The 18,730-nt window shown below is 65.8% G+C and carries 20 protein-coding genes; 7 read left to right on the forward strand and 13 right to left on the reverse strand.

Features of this window, described 5'->3' with window-relative positions; translation table 11 throughout:
• The first annotated feature begins 50 nt into the window (after positions 1 to 50).
• Together nikR and FJV43_RS16610 are read left to right on the forward strand one after the other, a co-directional pair.
• Positions 51 to 497 carry a nickel-responsive transcriptional regulator NikR gene (nikR, locus tag FJV43_RS16605; protein WP_239628579.1) on the forward strand — a complete coding sequence of 149 codons (447 nt, stop codon included), beginning with the start codon at positions 51 to 53 and terminating at the stop codon, positions 495 to 497.
• Between the two features lie 116 nt (positions 498 to 613).
• Positions 614 to 1,354, forward strand: coding sequence for a sulfate transporter family protein (locus FJV43_RS16610; protein WP_239628581.1), 741 nt, complete (start codon positions 614 to 616; stop codon positions 1,352 to 1,354).
• An 81-nt stretch (positions 1,355 to 1,435) separates the two neighbouring features.
• On the opposite strand, the gene FJV43_RS16615 is transcribed toward FJV43_RS16610, so the two are convergent.
• The 3 genes from FJV43_RS16615 to nth are packed head-to-tail and all read right to left on the reverse strand — an operon-like array spanning position 1,436 to position 4,970.
• A complete protein-coding gene (locus FJV43_RS16615) occupies positions 1,436 to 3,064 on the reverse strand; it encodes an MFS transporter (protein WP_239628582.1) in 1,629 nt (542 codons plus the stop codon).
• Positions 3,051 to 4,187: an HlyD family secretion protein gene (locus FJV43_RS16620; RefSeq protein WP_239628584.1), complete on the reverse strand. Its 1,137-nt coding sequence runs from the start codon at positions 4,185 to 4,187 to the stop codon at positions 3,051 to 3,053. The genes FJV43_RS16615 and FJV43_RS16620 overlap by 14 nt, the downstream gene beginning before the upstream one ends.
• A 30-nt stretch (positions 4,188 to 4,217) precedes the next feature.
• Positions 4,218 to 4,970: an endonuclease III gene (gene nth / locus FJV43_RS16625; RefSeq protein ID WP_239628586.1), complete on the reverse strand. Its 753-nt coding sequence runs from the start codon at positions 4,968 to 4,970 to the stop codon at positions 4,218 to 4,220.
• Positions 4,971 to 4,992: 22 nt separating this feature from the next.
• On the opposite strand from nth, the gene FJV43_RS16630 reads away from it, so the two are divergent.
• Both FJV43_RS16630 and FJV43_RS16635 read left to right on the forward strand, forming a co-directional pair.
• Positions 4,993 to 5,526, forward strand: coding sequence for a DUF2244 domain-containing protein (locus FJV43_RS16630; RefSeq protein WP_239628588.1), 534 nt, complete (start codon positions 4,993 to 4,995; stop codon positions 5,524 to 5,526).
• 53 nt (positions 5,527 to 5,579) lie between these two features.
• The gene (locus tag FJV43_RS16635; protein ID WP_239629440.1) at positions 5,580 to 6,476 is read left to right on the forward strand and encodes a bifunctional helix-turn-helix domain-containing protein/methylated-DNA--[protein]-cysteine S-methyltransferase; all 897 of its coding nucleotides are present in this window, start codon (positions 5,580 to 5,582) and stop codon (positions 6,474 to 6,476) included.
• Positions 6,477 to 6,607: 131 nt separating this feature from the next.
• On the opposite strand, the gene FJV43_RS16640 is transcribed toward FJV43_RS16635, so the two are convergent.
• From FJV43_RS16640 to dnaK, 8 genes are all read right to left on the reverse strand, one after another.
• Entirely contained in the window at positions 6,608 to 7,231 is a 624-nt protein-coding gene (locus FJV43_RS16640; protein WP_239628590.1) for a 2,3-bisphosphoglycerate-dependent phosphoglycerate mutase, read from the reverse strand.
• A gap of 22 nt (positions 7,232 to 7,253) precedes the next feature.
• Positions 7,254 to 8,069, reverse strand: a complete 816-nt coding sequence (gene dapB, locus FJV43_RS16645; RefSeq protein WP_239628591.1) for a 4-hydroxy-tetrahydrodipicolinate reductase — start codon at positions 8,067 to 8,069, stop codon at positions 7,254 to 7,256.
• Positions 8,070 to 8,276: 207 nt separating this feature from the next.
• The gene (locus FJV43_RS16650) at positions 8,277 to 8,588 is read right to left on the reverse strand and encodes a DUF1330 domain-containing protein (RefSeq protein ID WP_239628593.1); all 312 of its coding nucleotides are present in this window, start codon (positions 8,586 to 8,588) and stop codon (positions 8,277 to 8,279) included.
• A gap of 19 nt (positions 8,589 to 8,607) precedes the next feature.
• The gene (gene pyrF / locus FJV43_RS16655) at positions 8,608 to 9,318 is read right to left on the reverse strand and encodes an orotidine-5'-phosphate decarboxylase (protein ID WP_239628595.1); all 711 of its coding nucleotides are present in this window, start codon (positions 9,316 to 9,318) and stop codon (positions 8,608 to 8,610) included.
• A 6-nt stretch (positions 9,319 to 9,324) separates the two neighbouring features.
• A complete protein-coding gene (locus FJV43_RS16660) occupies positions 9,325 to 9,903 on the reverse strand; it encodes an NAD(P)H-dependent oxidoreductase (protein WP_239628596.1) in 579 nt (192 codons plus the stop codon).
• Between the two features lie 57 nt (positions 9,904 to 9,960).
• Positions 9,961 to 10,560, reverse strand: a complete 600-nt coding sequence (locus FJV43_RS16665; RefSeq protein ID WP_028178941.1) for an rRNA adenine N-6-methyltransferase family protein — start codon at positions 10,558 to 10,560, stop codon at positions 9,961 to 9,963.
• Between the two features lie 88 nt (positions 10,561 to 10,648).
• Positions 10,649 to 11,785, reverse strand: a complete 1,137-nt coding sequence (dnaJ, locus tag FJV43_RS16670) for a molecular chaperone DnaJ (RefSeq protein WP_028178942.1) — start codon at positions 11,783 to 11,785, stop codon at positions 10,649 to 10,651.
• Positions 11,786 to 12,030: 245 nt separating this feature from the next.
• Positions 12,031 to 13,932 carry a molecular chaperone DnaK gene (gene dnaK, locus FJV43_RS16675; RefSeq protein WP_025033017.1) on the reverse strand — a complete coding sequence of 634 codons (1,902 nt, stop codon included), beginning with the start codon at positions 13,930 to 13,932 and terminating at the stop codon, positions 12,031 to 12,033.
• A gap of 395 nt (positions 13,933 to 14,327) precedes the next feature.
• On the opposite strand from dnaK, the gene FJV43_RS16680 reads away from it, so the two are divergent.
• A complete protein-coding gene (locus FJV43_RS16680) occupies positions 14,328 to 15,269 on the forward strand; it encodes a hypothetical protein (RefSeq protein WP_028178943.1) in 942 nt (313 codons plus the stop codon).
• Between the two features lie 122 nt (positions 15,270 to 15,391).
• Here FJV43_RS16680 and grpE read toward each other — a convergent pair whose 3' ends face one another.
• Both grpE and hrcA read right to left on the reverse strand, forming a co-directional pair.
• The gene (gene grpE / locus FJV43_RS16685) at positions 15,392 to 16,009 is read right to left on the reverse strand and encodes a nucleotide exchange factor GrpE (RefSeq protein WP_239628598.1); all 618 of its coding nucleotides are present in this window, start codon (positions 16,007 to 16,009) and stop codon (positions 15,392 to 15,394) included.
• Between the two features lie 95 nt (positions 16,010 to 16,104).
• Positions 16,105 to 17,193, reverse strand: a complete 1,089-nt coding sequence (gene hrcA / locus FJV43_RS16690) for a heat-inducible transcriptional repressor HrcA (RefSeq protein WP_239628600.1) — start codon at positions 17,191 to 17,193, stop codon at positions 16,105 to 16,107.
• 168 nt (positions 17,194 to 17,361) lie between these two features.
• Between hrcA and rph the strand changes: the two genes are divergently transcribed.
• Together rph and rdgB are read left to right on the forward strand one after the other, a co-directional pair.
• Complete coding sequence (rph, locus tag FJV43_RS16695; RefSeq protein WP_028178946.1) at positions 17,362 to 18,075, forward strand: ribonuclease PH; 714 nt, start codon at positions 17,362 to 17,364, stop codon at positions 18,073 to 18,075.
• Between the two features lie 10 nt (positions 18,076 to 18,085).
• Positions 18,086 to 18,721 (forward strand): RdgB/HAM1 family non-canonical purine NTP pyrophosphatase, encoded by a 636-nt coding sequence (gene rdgB / locus FJV43_RS16700; RefSeq protein ID WP_239628601.1) that lies wholly within the window; start codon positions 18,086 to 18,088, stop codon positions 18,719 to 18,721.
• Positions 18,722 to 18,730: the final 9 nt, after the last annotated feature.

The following is an 18,730-nucleotide window of genomic DNA, read 5'->3' on the forward strand; positions in this document are numbered from 1 at the left end:
CCTTCGGAGGAAAGGCTACAAATGGCCCGTAGCCCGATGGAGAGGACCCGATGCAGCGGATAACGATCACGATCGAGGACGATCTCCTGGCGGAGATCGACGCAGCGGCGGAGGCGCGCGGCTACCAGAACCGCTCCGAGATCATTCGCGATCTCGCCCGCGCCGGCCTGCAACAGAGCACGGAGGGCACGGCACAGACCGGCCAATGCGTGGCCGGTCTCGTCTATGTCTACGACCACGCCGCGCGCGATCTCTCAAAGCGCCTGGTGCAGGAATTCCACGGCCATCACGACCTCGCGCTGGCGACGCTGCACGTCCATCTCGACGACGACAATTGCATGGAGATGACGGCGCTGCGCGGCAACGCCTCCGAGGTCAGGCACTTCGCCGACCACATCATCGCCGAACGCGGCGTGCGCTACGGCCGCGTGGTGATGATTCCGACCGGCGAAGGCAAGCAGGCGAAGGGGCGCAAGCAAGGGCACAAGCATGGGTAGCTGGGCGCTCGCGTTTCCCCGACCGGGACACGGTCGTGCCTGGGCAGCCGGCCGCCCTTGCCGAAGCCACCTCGGGTGTCTACCTCTCGCGAAGTGTTGACCTGAGAGGATCTCCCATGCTGGATGCCGCCATCAAGGCGCTGTCGCAAATGATCTCGCCGCCGATGCGCTCGATCCTGTGGCGATCGGTCGGCTTGGCGCTGGTGCTGATCACCGTGCTGGCGATCGGCCTGCAGCGGCTCCTCAGCTGGTTTGCGACCAATGGCGAGGTCTGGCTGGAAGGCCTGCTCGGACCGGGCTGGCATTCATCGATCGAAGTCCTGTCGTGGATCGTCTCGATCGCGGCGGGCCTGGGCGTCGTGTTCGGCGGCATCTTCCTGATGCCCGCGATCACCTCGCTGGTGGCGAGCCTGTTCGTCGACGACGTCGCCGACATCGTCGAGCGCGAGCATTATCCGGCCGAGCGGCCCGGCGTGGCGCTGCCGTTCAGCCAGGCGATCCTCGAGGGCATCAAGACCGCCCTCTTGACGATCCTGGTCTACCTCGCCGCCTTGCCGCTGGTGTTGTTCGCCGGCGCCGGATTCCTGATCTTCTTCCTCGCCGCGGCCTGGCTGCTTGGCCGCGAATATTTCGAGCTCGCGGCGATGCGCTTCCGCCCGCCGGAGGAAGCCAAGGCGATGCGGCGTGACAACGCCGCCACCATCTTCACCGCCGGGCTCTTCATCGCCGCCTTCGTCTCGATCCCGATCGTCAATCTGGCGACGCCGATCTTCGCCATGGCCTTCATGGTCCACATGCACAAGCGCCTGTCAGGCCCGCGGCCCGAGCTGATCGAGCCGGCGCGGCAGGTACGGTGATTGTGCGCACCTTCTCCCGCAAGCTTGCGGGAGAGATGACCGCCCCCGTGGCGCGAGCGAACGAACCAACCGTCACCGCATTCAGGCGGCCCGCACACCACACTTTCGCAGCAGCATCCTGGCGAAGCCGAACGGCGCCGGCGTGAAGGGACCCGTCGGCGCGCGGGTGACCAGCGCGACGACGCCGAGTGCGATCACCGCGAGCCAGAAGCACAGCCAGAAGCCGTCGATATAGGCGAGCACATTGGCCTCGCGCTGCACGATGCCCGCGAGCGTGCCGACCGCGCGCGTCTGCGCCGATCCTGTGCCATGGGCGGCGAAGTGATCGGCGAGCTGCTTCAGCCTCTGCACGACATCGACATCGCCGACCGCAAGGTTCTGGCCGAGATAGAACGAATGGACCTGCTCGCGCACGCGCAGCCAGGTGCCCATCAGCGCCACGCCGATCTCGGCACCGCCGAGACGCATGATCTGGATATAGGCGGCAAAGGAGGTGGCGCGGCTGGGATCGGAGTTGGAGAGCAGCGTGATGATCAACGGCAGCAGGGTCAGCGACTGCCCGATCGCCTGGAGCAGCACGATGCCGGCGAAGTCCTCGCGCGCCCAATCGTGGCTGAGCCGGGTCCCCCAGAGATTGGCCGCGGCGAAGCAGGCAAAGCCCACGACGACCACCGTCCGCGTATCGAAATGCCTCAGCAGCCAGATCGAGACCGGCACCAGCACGAACATCGGCAACGCGCCACAGGTGAGCAGCAGCAGGCCACTCTGCTCCGGCCTGAGCAGCGCGATGGTGGCGAGGAAGTTCGGCACCAGCGACGCATTGGACAGGCTCGTCAGCGTGTAGAGCAGGATCAGCACCAGTCCCAGGCCGATGTTGCGCGAGAACAGCACGTTCACATGCGCCCAGGGCTGCCGCACCAGGGACTCGTTGACGAGGAAGACCAGAAACAGCACCGCGCCCGCTGCGAGCAGTGCCATCACCGTGCCGGAGCCGAGCCAGTCCAGCCGGTTGCCCTGGTCAAGTCCCGCATAGATCATCGACACCGAGGCGCCGAGCAGCAGCATGCCGCCCCAATCGGCCTCGCGCAGCAGCGCGCGGTTCACCGGCTCGTTCGGCGTGCCGAGATAGACCATCAGGCCCATCAAGGGCGCGATCACCACGCCCTGCCAGTACAGCCATTGCCAGCCGAGATGGTCGACATAGAAGCCGACCAGCGAGGTCGAGGTATCCAACGCGAAGCCGACGCGGATCGAATAGATCGAGATCGCCGGCAGCCACCAGCGGATCGGCAGATTGCGGAACACGATCATCAGCGTCGCCGGCACGAAGGTGCCGAGCAGGAGACCATGCACGACGCTGAGCGCGAGCAATGTCGGATAGTCGTGCACGAACGGAATGATGAACGAGACGGCGGCATAGACGAGGCTGGGGATGCCGAGCACGCGGCGCAGGCCGAACACCGTGGCGAGCCAGGCCACCGCAGGCGCGATGAAGATCTGCGAGCCAATGCCGGCGGTCGAGAGCCAGGCGCCCTCGTCGAAGCCGAGCGAGAATGCGCCGCGCAGGTCCGGCAGGCCGACCGTGGTCAGCCGGCTGTCGAAATTGGCAAGGAACGAGCCGAGCAGCACCGCCGCGACGGCGAACAGGGGCTGCGGCGCGACGCCGCCGCGCGAGAGCGGTTCGCGGCTGGCATCGTCATTTTCGGCCATTCGCGGCCTTCGTATCGATGCTGGTGACCACCGACATGCCCGGCACCAGCCGCGCCAGCAGCGGTTGGCCGTCATCGAACTGAATGCGTACGGGAATGCGCTGCACCACCTTTGTGAAATTGCCTGTTGCGTTGTCGGGCGGCAGCAGCGCCACCTGTGCACCCGTCGCCGGCGCAATGCGCTCGACCCGGCCGCGCAGCTTCTCGCGCGGGAAACTATCGACGGTGATCTCGACCGGCTGGCCCGGTGCCACGTGCGTGAGCTGGGTCTCCTTGTAGTTCGCGATCACATAGACCTTGGGCAGCGGCACCACGTTGATGAGGTTGGTGCCGATATTGACGTAATCGCCGGGCTGCACCTGGCGCTCGCCGACAACGCCGTCGAACGGCGCGGTGATCCTCGTGTAACCAAGCTTGAGCTTCGTACCCGCCAGCGTCGCCTTGGCCGCCTCGACATCGGCCGCGCGCTGCTTCCTGGTACCTTGCAGGACCTCGAGCTGATGCTGCTGGGCCGCGATCACGGCGCGGCTCGCGCGCACGTCGGCCTGTGCCTTGGCGTAGGCGGCCACCGCCTGCTCGAGGCGCTGGCGCGTGCCGGACTCGCTCTGCGACAGCGATTGCTGACGCTCCTGCTCCTGCCGTGCCTCGACCTCCATGGCCTCTGCAGACAACCGCGCGGCCTGCGCCTGCGCGATCGTCGCATATTGCAGCTCGATCTGGTTGGCGAGATTGTCGAGCGCGGCTTGCGCCGCGGCGACCGCAGCTTCGGCCTGCGCGACTTGCGCCTCGTAATCGGCGGGATCGATCTGGATCAGGAGGTCGCCGGCCTTGACGCGCTGGAAATCGGTGACCCCCACGCTGAGGACTTCGCCCGAGACGCGGCTCGAAAGCCGCGTCAGATCGGCGCGCACATAGGCGTCATTGGTGGTCTGGACCACGGCGTTGCCAACCCATTCGTCGAAGCGCAGCGTTGCCAGCGCGACGAAGGCGAGCGCGACGATGACCGCAAACAGCGGGATCGCGAGCCGGCTCCAGAGCGGCGTGGCCGGCCGCTGCGTCGGCTTCGGTGGTGGGGCAGGCGCTGCGGCGGGAGGCGACGATGGAACTTGCTCTTGTTGACTCACGACTTAACCTCAAACGAACTCACCGCGATCTCACACCGTCTTCTCCGGCCACCGGCAAAGATCGTTGATCAGGCACACCTCGCAGCGCGGCTTGCGCGCGAGGCAAGTATAGCGCCCGTGCAGGATCAGCCAATGATGGGCATGCAGCATGAATTCTGCCGGGATGACCTTTTCGAGACCGAGCTCGACCTCGAGAGGCGTCTTGCCGGGCGCAAGTCCGGTGCGGTTGCCGACGCGGAAGACATGCGTGTCGACCGCCATGGTGTGCTCGCCGAAGGCCATGTTGAGCACGACGTTCGCGGTCTTGCGCCCGGCGCCGGGCAGCGATTCGATCTCGGCACGCGTGCGCGGCACTTGGCCGCCGAATTCGCTGAGCAGCTTCGCCGACAGCGCGATCACGTTCTTCGCCTTGGTGCGGTAGAGGCCGATGGTCTTGATGTACTCGCGCAGGCGCTCCTCGCCGAGCTCGAGCATCTTCTGCGGGGTGTCGGCGACCTCGAACAATGCGCGCGTCGCCTTGTTGACGCCCGCGTCGGTCGCTTGCGCCGATAGCACCACGGCAACCAGCAGCGTGAACGGATTGACGTGCTCGAGCTCGCCCTTCGGCTCCGGATTGGCCTTGCGGAAACGGCTGAAGACCTCGCGGACCTCGGCCGGCGTCCAGGGTCTTGCGGCTCTGAGCGATTTCTTGGCGGGCGCTTTCGGTTTGGCCGCGACCGGCTTTGCCTTTTTCTTCGGCACCGCCGCTTTACGCGGGGCCGGCTTGCGGGTGATTTTCGCCATGATCGGGATATACTGAGGGACGATGAGCACAGGCAACGAAATTGAGCGCGCGCGATCTGAAAGCGAGGACGAGCCTCAGATCTTCTCCGCGCTGCTGACGCCACACCGCTCGCTGAACCGCACAGGCTTTCTCGCCGTGATGCTGTTCCTGAGCGTCGTCAGCTTCGTCACCGGCCTCGCCTTCCTGATGATGGGCGCCTGGCCGGTGTTCGGCTTTTTCGGTCTCGACGTGCTGGTGATCTGGTGGGCCTTCAAGGTCAATTTCCGCGCGGCGCGGGCCAGCGAGGAGATCGTGGTGACGCCATCGGAACTGCGCGTGCGGCGCGTCAGCCATCGTGGCCAGGTTGCCGAATGGACCTTCAATCCACTCTGGGTCCGGCTCGACCAGGAGGTCGACGAGGAATACGGCATCGAGCACCTCTATCTGATCTCGCGCGGCCGCCGGCTGCGCATCGCCGGTTTTCTCGGACCGGAAGAAAAGGCAAGCTTTTATAATGGCTTGGTCGGGGCCCTCAACGCCGCGCGGCGTGGGCCGACCTACAATCCGGTGACCTGAGCACAGTCGGGAATCGGGTGGTTTCGAGCCAGCCCTTCTCCTACATTCCGGCCATGATGACCCTCGCGATCCATGACCAGCGCCTGGCCAAGCCGGGCACCCACAACGCCGCGTTGCGCGACTATGATTCGGTGCGCCGGGCGATCGCCTTCATCTCGGCGAACTGGCGCGCGCAGCCGACCATCGAGGCGATGGCGGATGCCGCCAGCGTCACGCCGGACGAGCTGCACCATCTGTTCCGCCGCTGGGCTTCGATCACACCGAAGGCCTTCATGCAGGCGCTCACCCTCGACCACGCCAAGAACCTGCTCAGGGATTCCGCCAGCATCCTTGACGCGGCGCTCGACTCCGGCCTGTCGGGCCCCGGCCGGCTGCACGATCTCTTCGTCACCCACGAAGCGATGTCGCCGGGCGAATGGAAGAACGGCGGCGCCGGCCTTACCCTGCGCTACGGCTTCCATTCCTCGCCGTTCGGCACCGCGATCGTGATCGCCACCGATCGCGGCCTGTCAGGACTTGCCTTCGCCGATCACGGCGAAGAGAAGATCGCACTCGCCGACATGACGCGGCGCTGGCCGAACGCTACCTATGTGGAAGATCACGAAGGCACCGCGCCGCTCGCAGCGCGTGTCTTCGACCCGAAGCTGTGGCGGCCGGACCAGCCGCTGCGCGTGGTGCTGATCGGCACCGATTTCGAGGTGCGGGTGTGGGAGACGCTGCTGAAGATTCCGATGGGACGCGCGGTGTCCTATTCCGACATCGCCTGCAACATCAACAGCCCCAAGGCCTCGCGCGCCGTCGGCGCCGCCGTCGGCAAGAACCCGGTCTCCTTCGTCGTGCCCTGCCACCGCGCGCTCGGCAAGAGCGGCACGCTCACCGGCTATCATTGGGGCATCACCCGCAAGCAGGCGATGCTGGGCTGGGAAGCCGGACAGCTGGGGATGCAGTAGGCGCTGCAAGCACACTGCGGTAGAGCGGGCAAAGGCGCACAGCGCCGTGCCCACCATCTTTCCGAATTCGTTGATGCGTGGTGGGCACGCTTCGCTTTGCCCACCCTACGGCGCCGCATATGTGGCGAAACTCAGCCCGCCAGATCCAGCTTCGAGGCCACCGTCGAATCCGCATTGAGCCGGTAGATGATCGGCACACCGGTGGCAAGCTCGCGCTTCAGGATGCCCTCGGGCGAGAGCTTCTCCAGCACCATGATCAGCGCGCGCAGCGAATTGCCGTGAGCGGCAACCAGGGTGCGTTTGCCGTTGAGCACGCCGGGCAGTATCTCCTGCACGTAATAGGGCAGTGCGCGCGCGAGCGTGTCCTTCAGGCTTTCGCCGCCGGGCGGTGGCACGTCGTAGGAGCGGCGCCAGATCAGCACCTGCTCCTCGCCCCATTTCTTGCGCGCATCATCCTTGTTGAGGCCGGAGAGATCGCCGTAATCGCGCTCGTTCAACGCGAGGTTCTTCGAGGTCGGCAGACCGCTCTGGCCGAGCTCGCCGAGGATGATGTCGAGCGTGTGCTGCGCGCGCGTCAGCACCGAGGTGAAGGCGACGTCGAACACGAGGCCCTGCGCCTTCAGCTTGCGGCCGGCTTCCGTGGCTTCCTTCACGCCGAGCTCGGTGAGATCGGGATCCTTCCAGCCGGTGAACAGGTTCTTCAGATTCCATTCGCTCTGGCCGTGACGCACGAGCACGAGAAGACGTTCACTCATTGACTGCTTTCCGTTTGTTCAATCAGAAATCGGCGAGGCCGAGCACGTCGGCCATCGAGTAATGCCCCGGCGCCTTGCCATGCGCCCACAGCGCCGCCTTCAGCGCGCCGTGGGCGAACAGCATGCGGTCCTCGGCCTGATGCGACAGCGTCAGGCGCTCGAACGGGCCGAGGAAGGTGACGCTGTGGTCGCCGGCGACGGTGCCGCCGCGCAACGAGGCGAAGCCGATATTGCCCGGCCGGCGCGCGCCGGTGATGCCGTCGCGCCCGCGCTCGGAATGGTCATCGAGGGTGACGCCGCGGCCGCTGGCTGCGGCCTGGCCCAGCATCAGCGCCGTGCCCGAAGGCGCGTCGACCTTCATGCGATGATGGGTTTCGACGATCTCGATGTCGAAGCTCTGGTCGAGCGCCTTGGCGACACGCTTGACCACGGCGGCGAGCAGGTTGACGCCGAGGCTCATATTGCCTGACTGCACCACGACGGCGCGATTGGTGACGCTCTTGATCACGGCGTTGTCGGAACCGGACAGTCCGGTCGTGCCGATGACGTGGACGATGCCGCGCTCGGCGGCGATCGCGACATTGGCGATGGTCGCCGCCGGGACGGTGAAATCGAGGATGCCGTCGGCATCCCTCGACATCGCCCAGAGATCGGCGGACAGCTTGATGCCATTGGCCGGCAGGCCTGCGAGCACGCCGGCATCCTTGCCGAGCAGCTCCGAGCCCGGCGCTTCCAGCGCGCCCGCCAGCACGGCGCCCTTGCTCTCGGCAATCGCCCGCGTCAGCGCCCGGCCCATCCGGCCGCCGGCTCCTGCAACAATCAAGCGCATGTCGGACATGGTGTGATCCTCTGAGCCGCCGTTGTAGCGGGGGGATGCAGTTCCGGCAACCGAGGGAGGCAGGCAGGTCGCCTGCGGCCATCCTTCGAGACGCCCGCCTCCGGCGGGCCCTCAAGATGAGGTCTCGTTTCGCGGCGAGACATCAGACCCTCATGGTGAGGAGCCCGCGCGAGCGGACGTCTCGAACCATGCAGGCCCGAGAGGGCCTCAGCCGTCCTGTGGCTGCGGGCCGTCATAGCCCTCGATGATGATGAGGTCGGCGACCGAGTGCGGCTGGCGCACCTTGATGTTGGCCTGATATTCCGGCGAGTTGTAACAGGCGAGCGCGGTCTCGTAGTCCGGGAATTCGATCACGACGTTGCGGGTGCGGCTGGCGCCTTCGACGGTGGTGAACTTGCCGGCGCGGACGACGAAGCGGCCGCCCCATTTCCTGAAGATCGGACCGTTGGCGACGGCGTAGGGCTTGTAGCCCTCGTCACTGCTCACGTCGACGCGCCCGATCCAGTAGCCCTTTGCCATTGCTCTTCTCCCTTGGTGATCAGCCGAGCGCTTGCACGATCTCGGCCTGGATTGCGTCGGCGGCCGCCTTGGGATCGGAGGCCTCGAGGATCGGCCGTCCGACGACGAGATAGTCGGCGCCCGCCGCGATCGCACGACCCGGCGTCATGACGCGCTTCTGGTCGCCGGTCGGTGCGCCCGCCGGACGGATGCCGGGCGTGACGAGGCTCATCTGATGGCCGACGATCTTGCGCAAGGCCCCCACCTCTTCCGGCGAGCAGACGAGTCCATCGATGCCGAGCACCTGTGCCTGCTGTGCGCGCGCTTCGACCAGATCGGAGACGCCGAGCCGATATCCGGCCGCGTGCAGGTCGTCGTCATTGTATGAGGTCAGCACCGTGACCGCGAGAATCTTCAAGCTCGATCCGCCACGCCCTTCGACCGCCGCCTTCATGGTCTGCGGATAGGCGTGGACGGTAAGGAAGGTCGCCCCCAGCCTGGCGACACTCTCGACACCGCGCATCACGGTGTTGCCGATGTCGTGCATCTTGAGATCGGCAAACACTTTCTTGCCCTCGCCGGCGAGCTTGCCGATCAGCGGCAGGCCGCCGGCATAGGCGAGCTGATAGCCGATCTTGTAGAACGTGACGCTGTCGCCGAGCCTTGCGACCATCGCCTCCGCAGCCTCCGGGCTCGACACATCGAGCGGAACGATCAGGCGGTCCTTGGGGGCGATCTCGGCTGGCGTCATGTCACCTCACATCATGCGTTGGGAAACGTCGATCAACTGCGCTACCAGCTCCTTCAACGCGGCGATATCGCCCTCATTCTTCAGCCTGTCCATATCGTCATAGGCCTGGTCGGCAAAGGCGAGCGTGAGCTGGCTGGCAATCACATTGGCGTGGCACGAGGAGAGGATCAGCCGCAAGGCCTGGAGCGCGCGGGCCGCACCAAGCCGGCTCTGCGAGGCGCCGGCGAGCGCGAAGACGCGGTTGCGGAACACCTCGCCGCGCGCCTCGTGCAGCTCGTGCACGCGGCTGACCCAGTCGATCGCGTTCTTGAGCAGCGGCGGCACCGAGGCGTTGTATTCGGGCGAGACGATGAGGATGCCGTGATGGGCGCCGATCATACGCTTGAGATTGATGGCGTGCTTGGGCACGCCGGATTTGGCCTGGAGATCGCCGTCATAGATCGGCAGCGGAAAATCGGCCAGCGAGATGCGGGTGACGTCGACGCCGGCCTGAGCGAATTCATACGCGGCGACCGCTGCGAGCTTCGCATTGTGCGAGCCGGTGCGCAGCGAGCCGGGAATGATCAGGATTTTGGGCGCGGACATCCAATCCCATGCGTTCGGCGAAACGGGCCCGCCGCGCAAAAGGAGGAGCCGGCGGAATTAATCCTTGCGATACACCCAGACGCGGGCCGGCGGAAGGTTCATCCAGATCCGTTCCGAAGCCTCTGTGGACACGCCGTGCAGCGATTTCGGGATCGGCGGCACCACCGCATAGGTGAACTGGATGAAGGGCGCGCCGGGCGCGAGCGCGGTGAAGGCGTCGCGGATGAGCCGCAGCCGCGTCAGCATCGGTTTTGTGACGAGCGGCAGGCCCGAGACGACCGCGCTGGCCGGCGCACTCAAGACATTCCAGAGCGTGTCGCGGAGGCGATAGGCATCGCCCTGCACCACCTTGGCTTGTGGGTAGCGGTCGCGCAGCAGCGCGCAGAAGCCGGGATTGTACTCGACGAGGACGAGACGTTTCTGGTCGACACCGCGCTCGATCAGCGCGGAGGTGATGGCGCCGGTGCCGGGTCCGAGCTCGACCACCGGTGCGTCCGAATCGACATCGACGTAATGAGCCATGGTCCGCGCCAGCAGCTTGCCTGACGGCATGACCGCGCCCATGTGCAGTGGCTTTTCGATCCACGACCTGAGAAAGCGCACCTCGTCATCGAGTCGAGGCTTCTTCAACGCACGCGCGGACGATGGCAATGGCATGTTGGGACCGGACGGGACCGCGGGACCGCGGCGTGTCAGAAAATGGTCATAAAGACGTATAGGCCGAAGGCGGTACGGTCAAGACGAGTCAACTCGCCCGATTACCGAAGAAGTCCTTGACCTTGGCGAAGAAACCCTCGGATTCCGGCTGGGTGTTGCCGGAGGAGAGCTTGTCGAACTCGGCCAGCAATTCCTGCTGCTTCTTGGTGAGATTCTGCGGGGTCTCGACCACGACCTGGACATACATGTCGCCCATCTGGCGCGAGCGCAGCACCGGCATACCCTTTGATGCAATGCGGAATCGGCGGCCCGACTGGGTTCCGGCGGGCACCTTCACCTTGGTCTTGGCCTTCTCGATCGTCGGCACCTCGAATTCGCCGCCGAGCGCGGCCGTCACCATCGAGATCGGCACGCGGCAATGCAGATCGGCGCCGTCGCGTTGGAAGAACTGGTGCTGGGCCAGCGACAGGAAGATGTAGAGGTCGCCGGGCGGTCCGCCGCGGACGCCGGCCTCGCCCTCGCCGGCGAGCCTGATCCGTGTGCCGTCCTCGACGCCCGGCGGAATGTTGACCGACAGCGTGCGCTCGCGGGTAACCCGGCCCTGGCCCGCGCAGGACGGGCAGGCGTCCTCGATCATCTGGCCGCGCCCCTGGCAGCCGGGACAGGTCCGCTCCAGCGTAAAGAAGCCCTGCGACTGCCGCACGCGGCCGGCGCCGCCGCAGGTCGAGCAGGTCTTCGGCTTGGTGCCGGCCTTGGCACCAATGCCCGAACAGGCCTCGCAGGTGACCGAGACCGGGATCTCGATCTGTGCGGTCTTGCCGCCGAAAGCTTCCTCGAGGGTGATTTCCATGTTGTAGCGCAGGTCGGCACCGCGCTCGCGGCCGCCGCGGCCGCGCTGTCCGGCCATGCCGAACAGGTCTTCAAAAATGTCCGAGAAGGAGGAGGCGAAGCCCGCGCCGAAGCCGGCGCCGCCGCCAAAGCCGCCGCCCTGCTCGAAGGCGGCGTGGCCGTAACGGTCATAGGCGGCGCGCTTGTCCTTGTCCTTCAGGACCTCGTACGCCTCGTTGATTTCCTTGAACTTGACTTCGCTGGTCTCATCCCCGGGATTGCGGTCGGGGTGGAATTTCATCGCAAGCTTGCGGAACGACGATTTCAGCCTGGATTCGTCGGCATCACGTTCGACTTCGAGGGTCTCGTAATAGCAGCGCTTGGTGGACGTGGACATGCTGAGCTCGGTCTATCCAATCGCGATTCAAGTTGGGGCGAAACAACGTTGCCACGCAGCGATATAAGCGCCCTTCGACCTTGCGGCAGAGGGCAGCATGGCAGCGCTGGGAATAACGGCTGGGACTTGATCGATCATGATGGGCGCCTTGCCCGCCCGCCCCGGCACGACGGCCTCCCCCGCGCGGGAGGAGGCCGGCATTGCGTGTGGGGTCCAAGCCGTCCGCATCATCACCCTCTCGGGGTTCAGGCGGACTTCTTGTTGTTCTTGTCGTCGTCGACTTCGGTGAACTCCGCATCGACGACGTCGTCCTTGGCCGCATCCTTCTTGGCGTCGGCCTCGGCCTGCTGCTTGTACATGGCCTCGCCGAGCTTCATCGAAGCCTGCGCCAGCGTCTGCGTCTTGGCCTTGATCGCCTCGGCATCGTCGCCCTTCAGCGCTTCCTTGAGGTCGCTGACGGCATCCTCGATGGCGCGGCGCTCGCTCTCGGCGACCTTCGAACCGTGCTCGGCCAGCGCCTTCTCGGTCGAATGCACCAGGCCGTCGGCCTCGTTCTTGGCGGTCACGGCCTCGCGGCGCTTCTTGTCCGCCTCGGCATTGGCCTCGGCGTCCTTGACCATCTTCTCGATGTCGGCTTCCGACAGCCCACCCGAGGCCTGGATGCGGATCTGCTGCTCCTTGCCCGTGGCCTTGTCCTTGGCCGAGACGTTGACGATGCCGTTCGCGTCGATGTCGAAGGTCACCTCGATCTGCGGCATGCCGCGCGGAGCCGGTGGGATGCCCATCAGGTCGAACTGGCCGAGCATCTTGTTGTCGGCCGCCATTTCACGCTCGCCCTGGAAGACCCGGATGGTGACGGCATTCTGATTGTCTTCAGCCGTCGAGAACACCTGGCTCTTCTTGGTCGGGATCGTGGTGTTGCGGTCGATGATGCGGGTGAACACGCCGCCAAGCGTCTCGATGCCCAGCGACAGCGGGGTCACGTCGAGCAGCAGCACGTCCTTGACGTCGCCCTGGAGCACGCCGGCCTGGATCGCGGCACCGATCGCCACGACTTCGTCCGGGTTGACGCCCTTGTGCGGCTCCTTGCCGAACAGCTGCTTCACGACCTCCTGGACCTTCGGCATGCGCGACATGCCGCCGACCAGCACGACTTCGCCGATCTCGCCGGCGGTGACGCCGGCATCCTTCAGCGCCTTGCGGCAGGGCTCGACCGTCTTCTGGATGAGGTCGTCGACCAGCGCCTCGAACTTGGCGCGGGTGAGCTTCATCGTCAGATGCTTCGGGCCGGTCTGGTCCGCCGTGATGAACGGCAGGTTGATCTCGGTCTGCGTCGTCGAGGACAGCTCGATCTTGGCCTTCTCAGCGGCTTCCTTCAGGCGCTGCAACGCAAGCTTGTCGTTGCGCAGGTTGATGCCCTGCTCCTTCTGGAACTCGTCGGCCAGATAGCCCACGAGGCGCATGTCGAAGTCTTCGCCGCCGAGGAAGGTGTCGCCGTTGGTCGACTTCACCTCGAATACGCCGTCGCCGATTTCGAGAATGGAGATATCGAAGGTGCCGCCGCCGAGATCGTACACGGCGATGGTGCCGGCCTTGGTCTTGTCGAGGCCATAGGCGAGAGCGGCCGCAGTCGGCTCGTTGATGATGCGCAGCACTTCGAGGCCCGCGATCTTGCCGGCGTCCTTGGTCGCCTGGCGCTGGGCGTCGTTGAAGTAGGCGGGAACGGTGATGACGGCCTGATCGACCTTCTGACCGAGATGGGCTTCCGCCGTCTCCTTCATCTTCTGCAAGATGAACGCCGAGACCTGCGAGGGCGAGTAGGTCTGGCCGTCGGCCTCGACCCAGGCGTCGCCGTTGGAGGCTTTCACGATCTTGTACGGGACGAGCTTCTTGTCCTTCTCGACCATCGGGTCGTCGTAGCGGCGGCCGATGAGGCGCTTCACTGCGAAGAAGGTACGCTCGGGATTGGTGACGGCCTGGCGCTTGGCCGGCTGGCCGACGAGGCGCTCACCGTCATCCGTCACGGCGACGATCGAAGGCGTCGTGCGCATGCCTTCGGAATTCTCGATGACTTTCGCGTTCTTGCCATCCATCACGGCGACGCACGAATTCGTGGTGCCGAGGTCGATCCCAATGACCTTTCCCATGGTCCTGATATCCTTCTTTTTGCGGCAGGTTGGCTGGGCCCAGAAGGCACCCGAACCGAAACCCCCTAAGATCAAACATCCGCGATATTGCGATGATTGAGGCTCATATAGGAGGGGGGGAGGGGCCCGCAAGGACCGAAGCTACGTTTCTGCCGCGAAAACATTGGGTTTTGAAAGATGATGTCCGGGCTCCGCCGCCCTTGCGGGTGAGGAATTATTAACAGGTTGGGGCCTCGGCAAGCCCCCGCCACCCGCAACAGGCCCCGCCCTGTTGCGGCAAGGCCAAACCCGCTAAAAGGCGAACCGGCCGGACAGCCGGCGCAGCTGCTTCGCGCGACAAAGCGGCCCGGCGGCCGACCATCGAACGGCCTCAATGTGAACCAATCAGAGTGCCCATGAAGCTGATCCGCCCCCTCGCCGCGCTGGCCCTCCTCGCCGTAACAGTGTTTCCGGCCCTTGCCGCCGACGCCGTTTTCCCACCTGGCTTGCGCCTCGGCATGGTGCCGCTGATCGGCCTCAGCACCGCCAAGACCTTTCCGGGCTTCGAGAGCGAGGATGGCAGCGTCAAGGTGCTGGTCACCGAGCTGCCGCCGGCGGCCTATGGCGAGGTCGTGAGCGCCTTCAATTCCAATCCCGCCGGGACCAATGGGGTCACGCAGGACAAGATCGAGACCCCCGCAGGCCTCGCCTATTTCACCACCGAAAGCGGCAAGGCCGGCGATACCCCGGTGAAGCGCTATTCGATGATCGTGCCCGGCGCCGGCTTCTCCGGCTATGTCGCGGTGCAGATCCCCGAGAATGCGACCAAGATCTACACGGATGAAGCGGTGCGGCAGATGTTTGCGAGCACCGTCACTCGCAGGCAGGTCTCGGCTGAAGAGCAGATCGCGCTGATGCCGTTCAAGATCACCGATCTCGCCAACTTCAAGGACATCCGAACGCTCGCGCCGGGCAGCAGCATCATCCTCGCCGACGGCGATGAGAGCACGGGTTACGAGTCGAAGCCGTTCATGATTCTCGGCGTGATCGGCGCCACCCCGCAGCAGGCCGACGACCGCGCCCGCTTCGCCCAGGAGGCGGCGCTCCAGATTCCCGGCGTGCGCGAGTCGCGCATCACCATGTCCGAGCCGATTCGCATCAACGGCCAGCAGGGTTTCGAGACCCGGATCGACGGCGTCAGCGGCAAGGACAAGATCCCCGTGACCGTGGTGCAGTGGATCCGCTTCTCGACTGGCGGCGCATCATTGCGCATCATCGCCAGCGCCCCACGCGACCAGTGGCTGCCCGCCTTCACCCGCTTCCGCGCGGTCCGCGACGGCATCCAGCCGAAGGGATAGCTGCATCCGCAAGCGGGATGCGCTCCCTAGCTTGCGGGGGGCTGGAGAGGACGTTGTCTCACCAGCGAAGACTCTCCCAGAGGAGAGCCTCACACGGCCGCTTTGCGCACCATGAGGTTCAATCAGTTCGGCGCGCCGTTCGATTCGTTGTTGTTGGCGGCGGGGGCTGCCTTCGCACCGCCCTTGGCGACACCGACCAGCGCCGGACGCAGCACGCGCTCGCCGATGGTGTAGCCGGCCTGCATGACCTGCACAACGGTGCCTGAGGGCACCGACGCGTCAGGCACTTCGTACATCGCCTGGTGGAAGTTCGGGTCGAACTTCTGACCCTGCGGATCGAGCTTCTTCACACCATGCTTCTCGAGCGCGCTGTGCAGCGAGCGCTCGGTCAACTCGACACCCTCGATCAGCGCCGTAAGGCCGGGATCGGCCGCTGCACGCGCTTCGGCCGGAACGGCATCGAGCGCGCGCTGAAGATTGTCGGCGATGTCGAGCACGTCGCGGGCAAAGCCGGTGATGCCGTAGAGACGCGCGTCGGCGACCTCCTTGGTGGTGCGCTTGCGCAGATTCTCCATCTCGGCCAGCGTCCGCAGCATGCGGTCGCGCGCCTCGGCGGCTTCCTTCTGCAACATCTCGACCGAGCCGGGCTCGGGATCGTCAGGCATGATGTAGGGCTTTGACACCACGGGCTCGCCGGTCGCTGCAGCCGTGTCTTGAGGTTGCCGGTCTTGCTCGGTCATCGGCTCTAATCTCGAACTCGTTTCAGGGATTGTTGGCCCGGATATCGTGCCTAAGCTTGCGAAAATCAAGCGCCCGTGATCGGCGGAAACGCCGGTCAGCCCCCCAGAAGGCGGCTGACGATGCGGGCGGCGTAGTCCACGGTCGTGATCACGCGGGCATAATTCAGCCGCGTCGGGCCGATCACGCCGAGAACGCCGACGATGTGGCCGGCGGCATCCCGATAGGGCGAGATGATGGTGGAGGACCCCGACAACGAGAACAGCTTGTTCTCACTGCCGATGAAGATGCGCACGCCCTCGGCGGTCTCGGCGCGGCCAAGCAGGTCGATTACGCCGCGCTTGGTCTCGAGGTCGTCGAACAACAGGCGCACCCGCTCCAGATCCTCCAGCGCATGCAGATCTTCGAGCAGATTGGCATGGCCGCGAACGATGAGCTGGCGGTCCTCGTTCTCGCCGCCGGACCAGCTGGCGATGCCGGCCGAGATCACCTTCTGCGTCAGCTGATCGAGCTCGGCACGGGCCTCGGCAAGGGCGGTCTCGAGCTCGAGCCGCGCCTCGGCCAGGGTGCGGCCGCGGATGCGCGCATTGAGGAAATTGCCAGCCTCGGTGAGCGCCGAGGAGGGAACCCCGGGCGGCAGCGTCAGCACGCGGTTTTCCACCTGACCGTCCTCGCCGACGAGGATCACCAGCGCTTTCTCGGGTTCCAGGCGGACGAATTCGATGTGCTTCAGCCGCGCATTGGATTTTGGCGTCAACACGACGGCGGCGGCCCGGGTGAGGCCGGAGAGCCGCATCAAGGCCTGGTCCAGCGCCGCCTCGACCGACTGCGCCTCGCCGACCGAGGAGAGCTGGCTCTGGATCGACTGCCGCTCGGCCTCGTTGAGGTCGCCGACCTGCATCAGGGCATCGACGAAGAAGCGCAGGCCGAGTTCCGTCGGCAACCGCCCGGCGGAGGTGTGCGGGGCATAGATCAGGCCGAGTTGTTCCAGATCCGCCATGACGTTACGGACCGAGGCCGGCGACAGCGGCATGGCGATCAGGCGGGAAATGTTGCGCGAGCCGACAGGCTCGCCGGTCGCGAGATAGCTTTCGACAATTTGACGAAAGATGTCGCGGGAACGCTCGTTGAGCTGGGCAAGGCCTGCGCGCGGCGCGATCAGATGGATCGGATCGTGATGGGCCACGGACGGTAACTCCTCTCGGATACTCGTAATTTGTCTATCCCGGGCGCTTCTGACAAGCGTGGCGTTTGCGGCCGCGAAATCAGGGGGTGAAAAAGCCTTGCCGCCCATCCCCGCCGCACCTACAAGCACCGCGAGCAGCCTTTTCCCGTGAGTTTTGGAGGATTTCCCATGCGGCCAAGCCGCCGTGCGCCCGACGAATTGCGCCCCGTGACGCTGGAGCGCGGCGTGGTGAAATATGCGGAAGGTTCGTGCCTGGTGAAATTCGGCGACACCCATGTGCTGGTCACCGCCACCCTGGAGGACCGCCTGCCGCCATGGCTGAAGGGCCAGGGCCGCGGCTGGGTCACCGCCGAATACGGCATGCTGCCGCGCGCGACCTCGGAACGGACCCGCCGCGAGGCCTCCGCCGGCAAGCAGAGCGGCCGCACCGTCGAGATCCAGCGCCTGATCGGCCGCTCGCTCCGCACCATCATCAATCTCGAAGCCCTCGGCGAGCGCCAGATCACGGTCGATTGCGACGTGCTTCAGGCCGACGGCGGCACGCGCACGGCCTCGATCACCGGCGCCTGGGTCGCCCTCGCCGATTGCGTCAACTGGATGAAGGCGCGCAACATGGTCAAGGCCAACGTGCTGCGCGACAACGTCGCCGCGATCTCCTGCGGCATCTACAACGGCACGCCGGTGCTCGACCTCGACTACGCCGAGGATTCCGAGGCCGAGACCGATGCCAATTTCGTCATGACCGGCGATGGCCGCATCATCGAGGTGCAGGGCACCGCGGAACGCGAGCCGTTCACCGAAGCCGAGCTGCTGGCGCTGATGGCGCTGGCCCGCAAGGGCGTCGCGCGTCTGGTGGACTTGCAGAAACTGGCTGTGGCGTAGTCAATAGGCCATGCACCGCCGAATCACGGACAAGCTGGTCATCGCCACCCACAATCCCGGCAAGCTCGCCGAGATGCGGGAGCTGCTGGCGCCGTACGGCATCGAGGCGGTGTCGGCGGGAGAGCTCGGCCTGTCCGAGCCGGACGAGACAGGCAGCGATTTCCGCAGCAATGCCGCCATCAAGGCGATCGCAGCGGCGCAGGCAGCCAGGCTACCCGCCTTCGCCGATGATTCCGGCATCGTCGTCGACGCACTCGACGGCGCGCCCGGCATCTACAGCGCGCGCTGGGCCGGCCCCTCCAAGGATTTCAACGCGGCGATGGCGCAGATCGAGCGCCTGTTGCAGGAGCGCGGCGCCGCCACGCCGGACAAGCGCAAGGCGCATTTCGTCTCCGCGCTGTGCGTCGCCTGGCCCGACGATCATCTCGAACAGGTCGAGGCGCGCGTCGACGGCACGCTGGTCTGGCCTCCGCGCGGGACTGCCGGCTTCGGCTACGATCCGATGTTCCTGCCCGACGGCCACAACCGCACCTTCGGCGAGATGGAGAGCATCGAGAAGCACGGCCTGCCGCCGCTTGGCCTCGGCCTGTCGCACCGCGCCCGCGCCTTCGTGAAACTGGCGGAGATCTGCCTTGAGCCGCGCTAGAGCGTTTTC

Source organism: Bradyrhizobium sp. I71 (assembly GCF_022354745.1).
GTDB lineage: Bacteria > Pseudomonadota > Alphaproteobacteria > Rhizobiales > Xanthobacteraceae > Bradyrhizobium > Bradyrhizobium liaoningense.

Coding starts and splice junctions, on each gene's coding strand:
- rph (WP_028178946.1), top strand. CDS start 17,362: ATGCGGCCAAGCCGCCGTGCGCCCGACGAATTGCGCCCCGTGACGCTG.
- FJV43_RS16635 (WP_239629440.1), top strand. CDS start 5,580: ATGATGACCCTCGCGATCCATGACCAGCGCCTGGCCAAGCCGGGCACC.
- grpE (WP_239628598.1), bottom strand. CDS start 16,009: ATGACCGAGCAAGACCGGCAACCTCAAGACACGGCTGCAGCGACCGGC.
- FJV43_RS16615 (WP_239628582.1), bottom strand. CDS start 3,064: ATGGCCGAAAATGACGATGCCAGCCGCGAACCGCTCTCGCGCGGCGGC.
- FJV43_RS16660 (WP_239628596.1), bottom strand. CDS start 9,903: ATGTCCGCGCCCAAAATCCTGATCATTCCCGGCTCGCTGCGCACCGGC.
- nikR (WP_239628579.1), top strand. CDS start 51: ATGCAGCGGATAACGATCACGATCGAGGACGATCTCCTGGCGGAGATC.
- rdgB (WP_239628601.1), top strand. CDS start 18,086: ATGCACCGCCGAATCACGGACAAGCTGGTCATCGCCACCCACAATCCC.
- FJV43_RS16630 (WP_239628588.1), top strand. CDS start 4,993: ATGAGCACAGGCAACGAAATTGAGCGCGCGCGATCTGAAAGCGAGGAC.
- pyrF (WP_239628595.1), bottom strand. CDS start 9,318: ATGACGCCAGCCGAGATCGCCCCCAAGGACCGCCTGATCGTTCCGCTC.
- FJV43_RS16665 (WP_028178941.1), bottom strand. CDS start 10,560: ATGCCATTGCCATCGTCCGCGCGTGCGTTGAAGAAGCCTCGACTCGAT.
- dnaK (WP_025033017.1), bottom strand. CDS start 13,932: ATGGGAAAGGTCATTGGGATCGACCTCGGCACCACGAATTCGTGCGTC.
- dnaJ (WP_028178942.1), bottom strand. CDS start 11,785: ATGTCCACGTCCACCAAGCGCTGCTATTACGAGACCCTCGAAGTCGAA.
- FJV43_RS16610 (WP_239628581.1), top strand. CDS start 614: ATGCTGGATGCCGCCATCAAGGCGCTGTCGCAAATGATCTCGCCGCCG.
- FJV43_RS16650 (WP_239628593.1), bottom strand. CDS start 8,588: ATGGCAAAGGGCTACTGGATCGGGCGCGTCGACGTGAGCAGTGACGAG.
- dapB (WP_239628591.1), bottom strand. CDS start 8,069: ATGTCCGACATGCGCTTGATTGTTGCAGGAGCCGGCGGCCGGATGGGC.
- nth (WP_239628586.1), bottom strand. CDS start 4,970: ATGGCGAAAATCACCCGCAAGCCGGCCCCGCGTAAAGCGGCGGTGCCG.
- FJV43_RS16640 (WP_239628590.1), bottom strand. CDS start 7,231: ATGAGTGAACGTCTTCTCGTGCTCGTGCGTCACGGCCAGAGCGAATGG.
- FJV43_RS16680 (WP_028178943.1), top strand. CDS start 14,328: ATGAAGCTGATCCGCCCCCTCGCCGCGCTGGCCCTCCTCGCCGTAACA.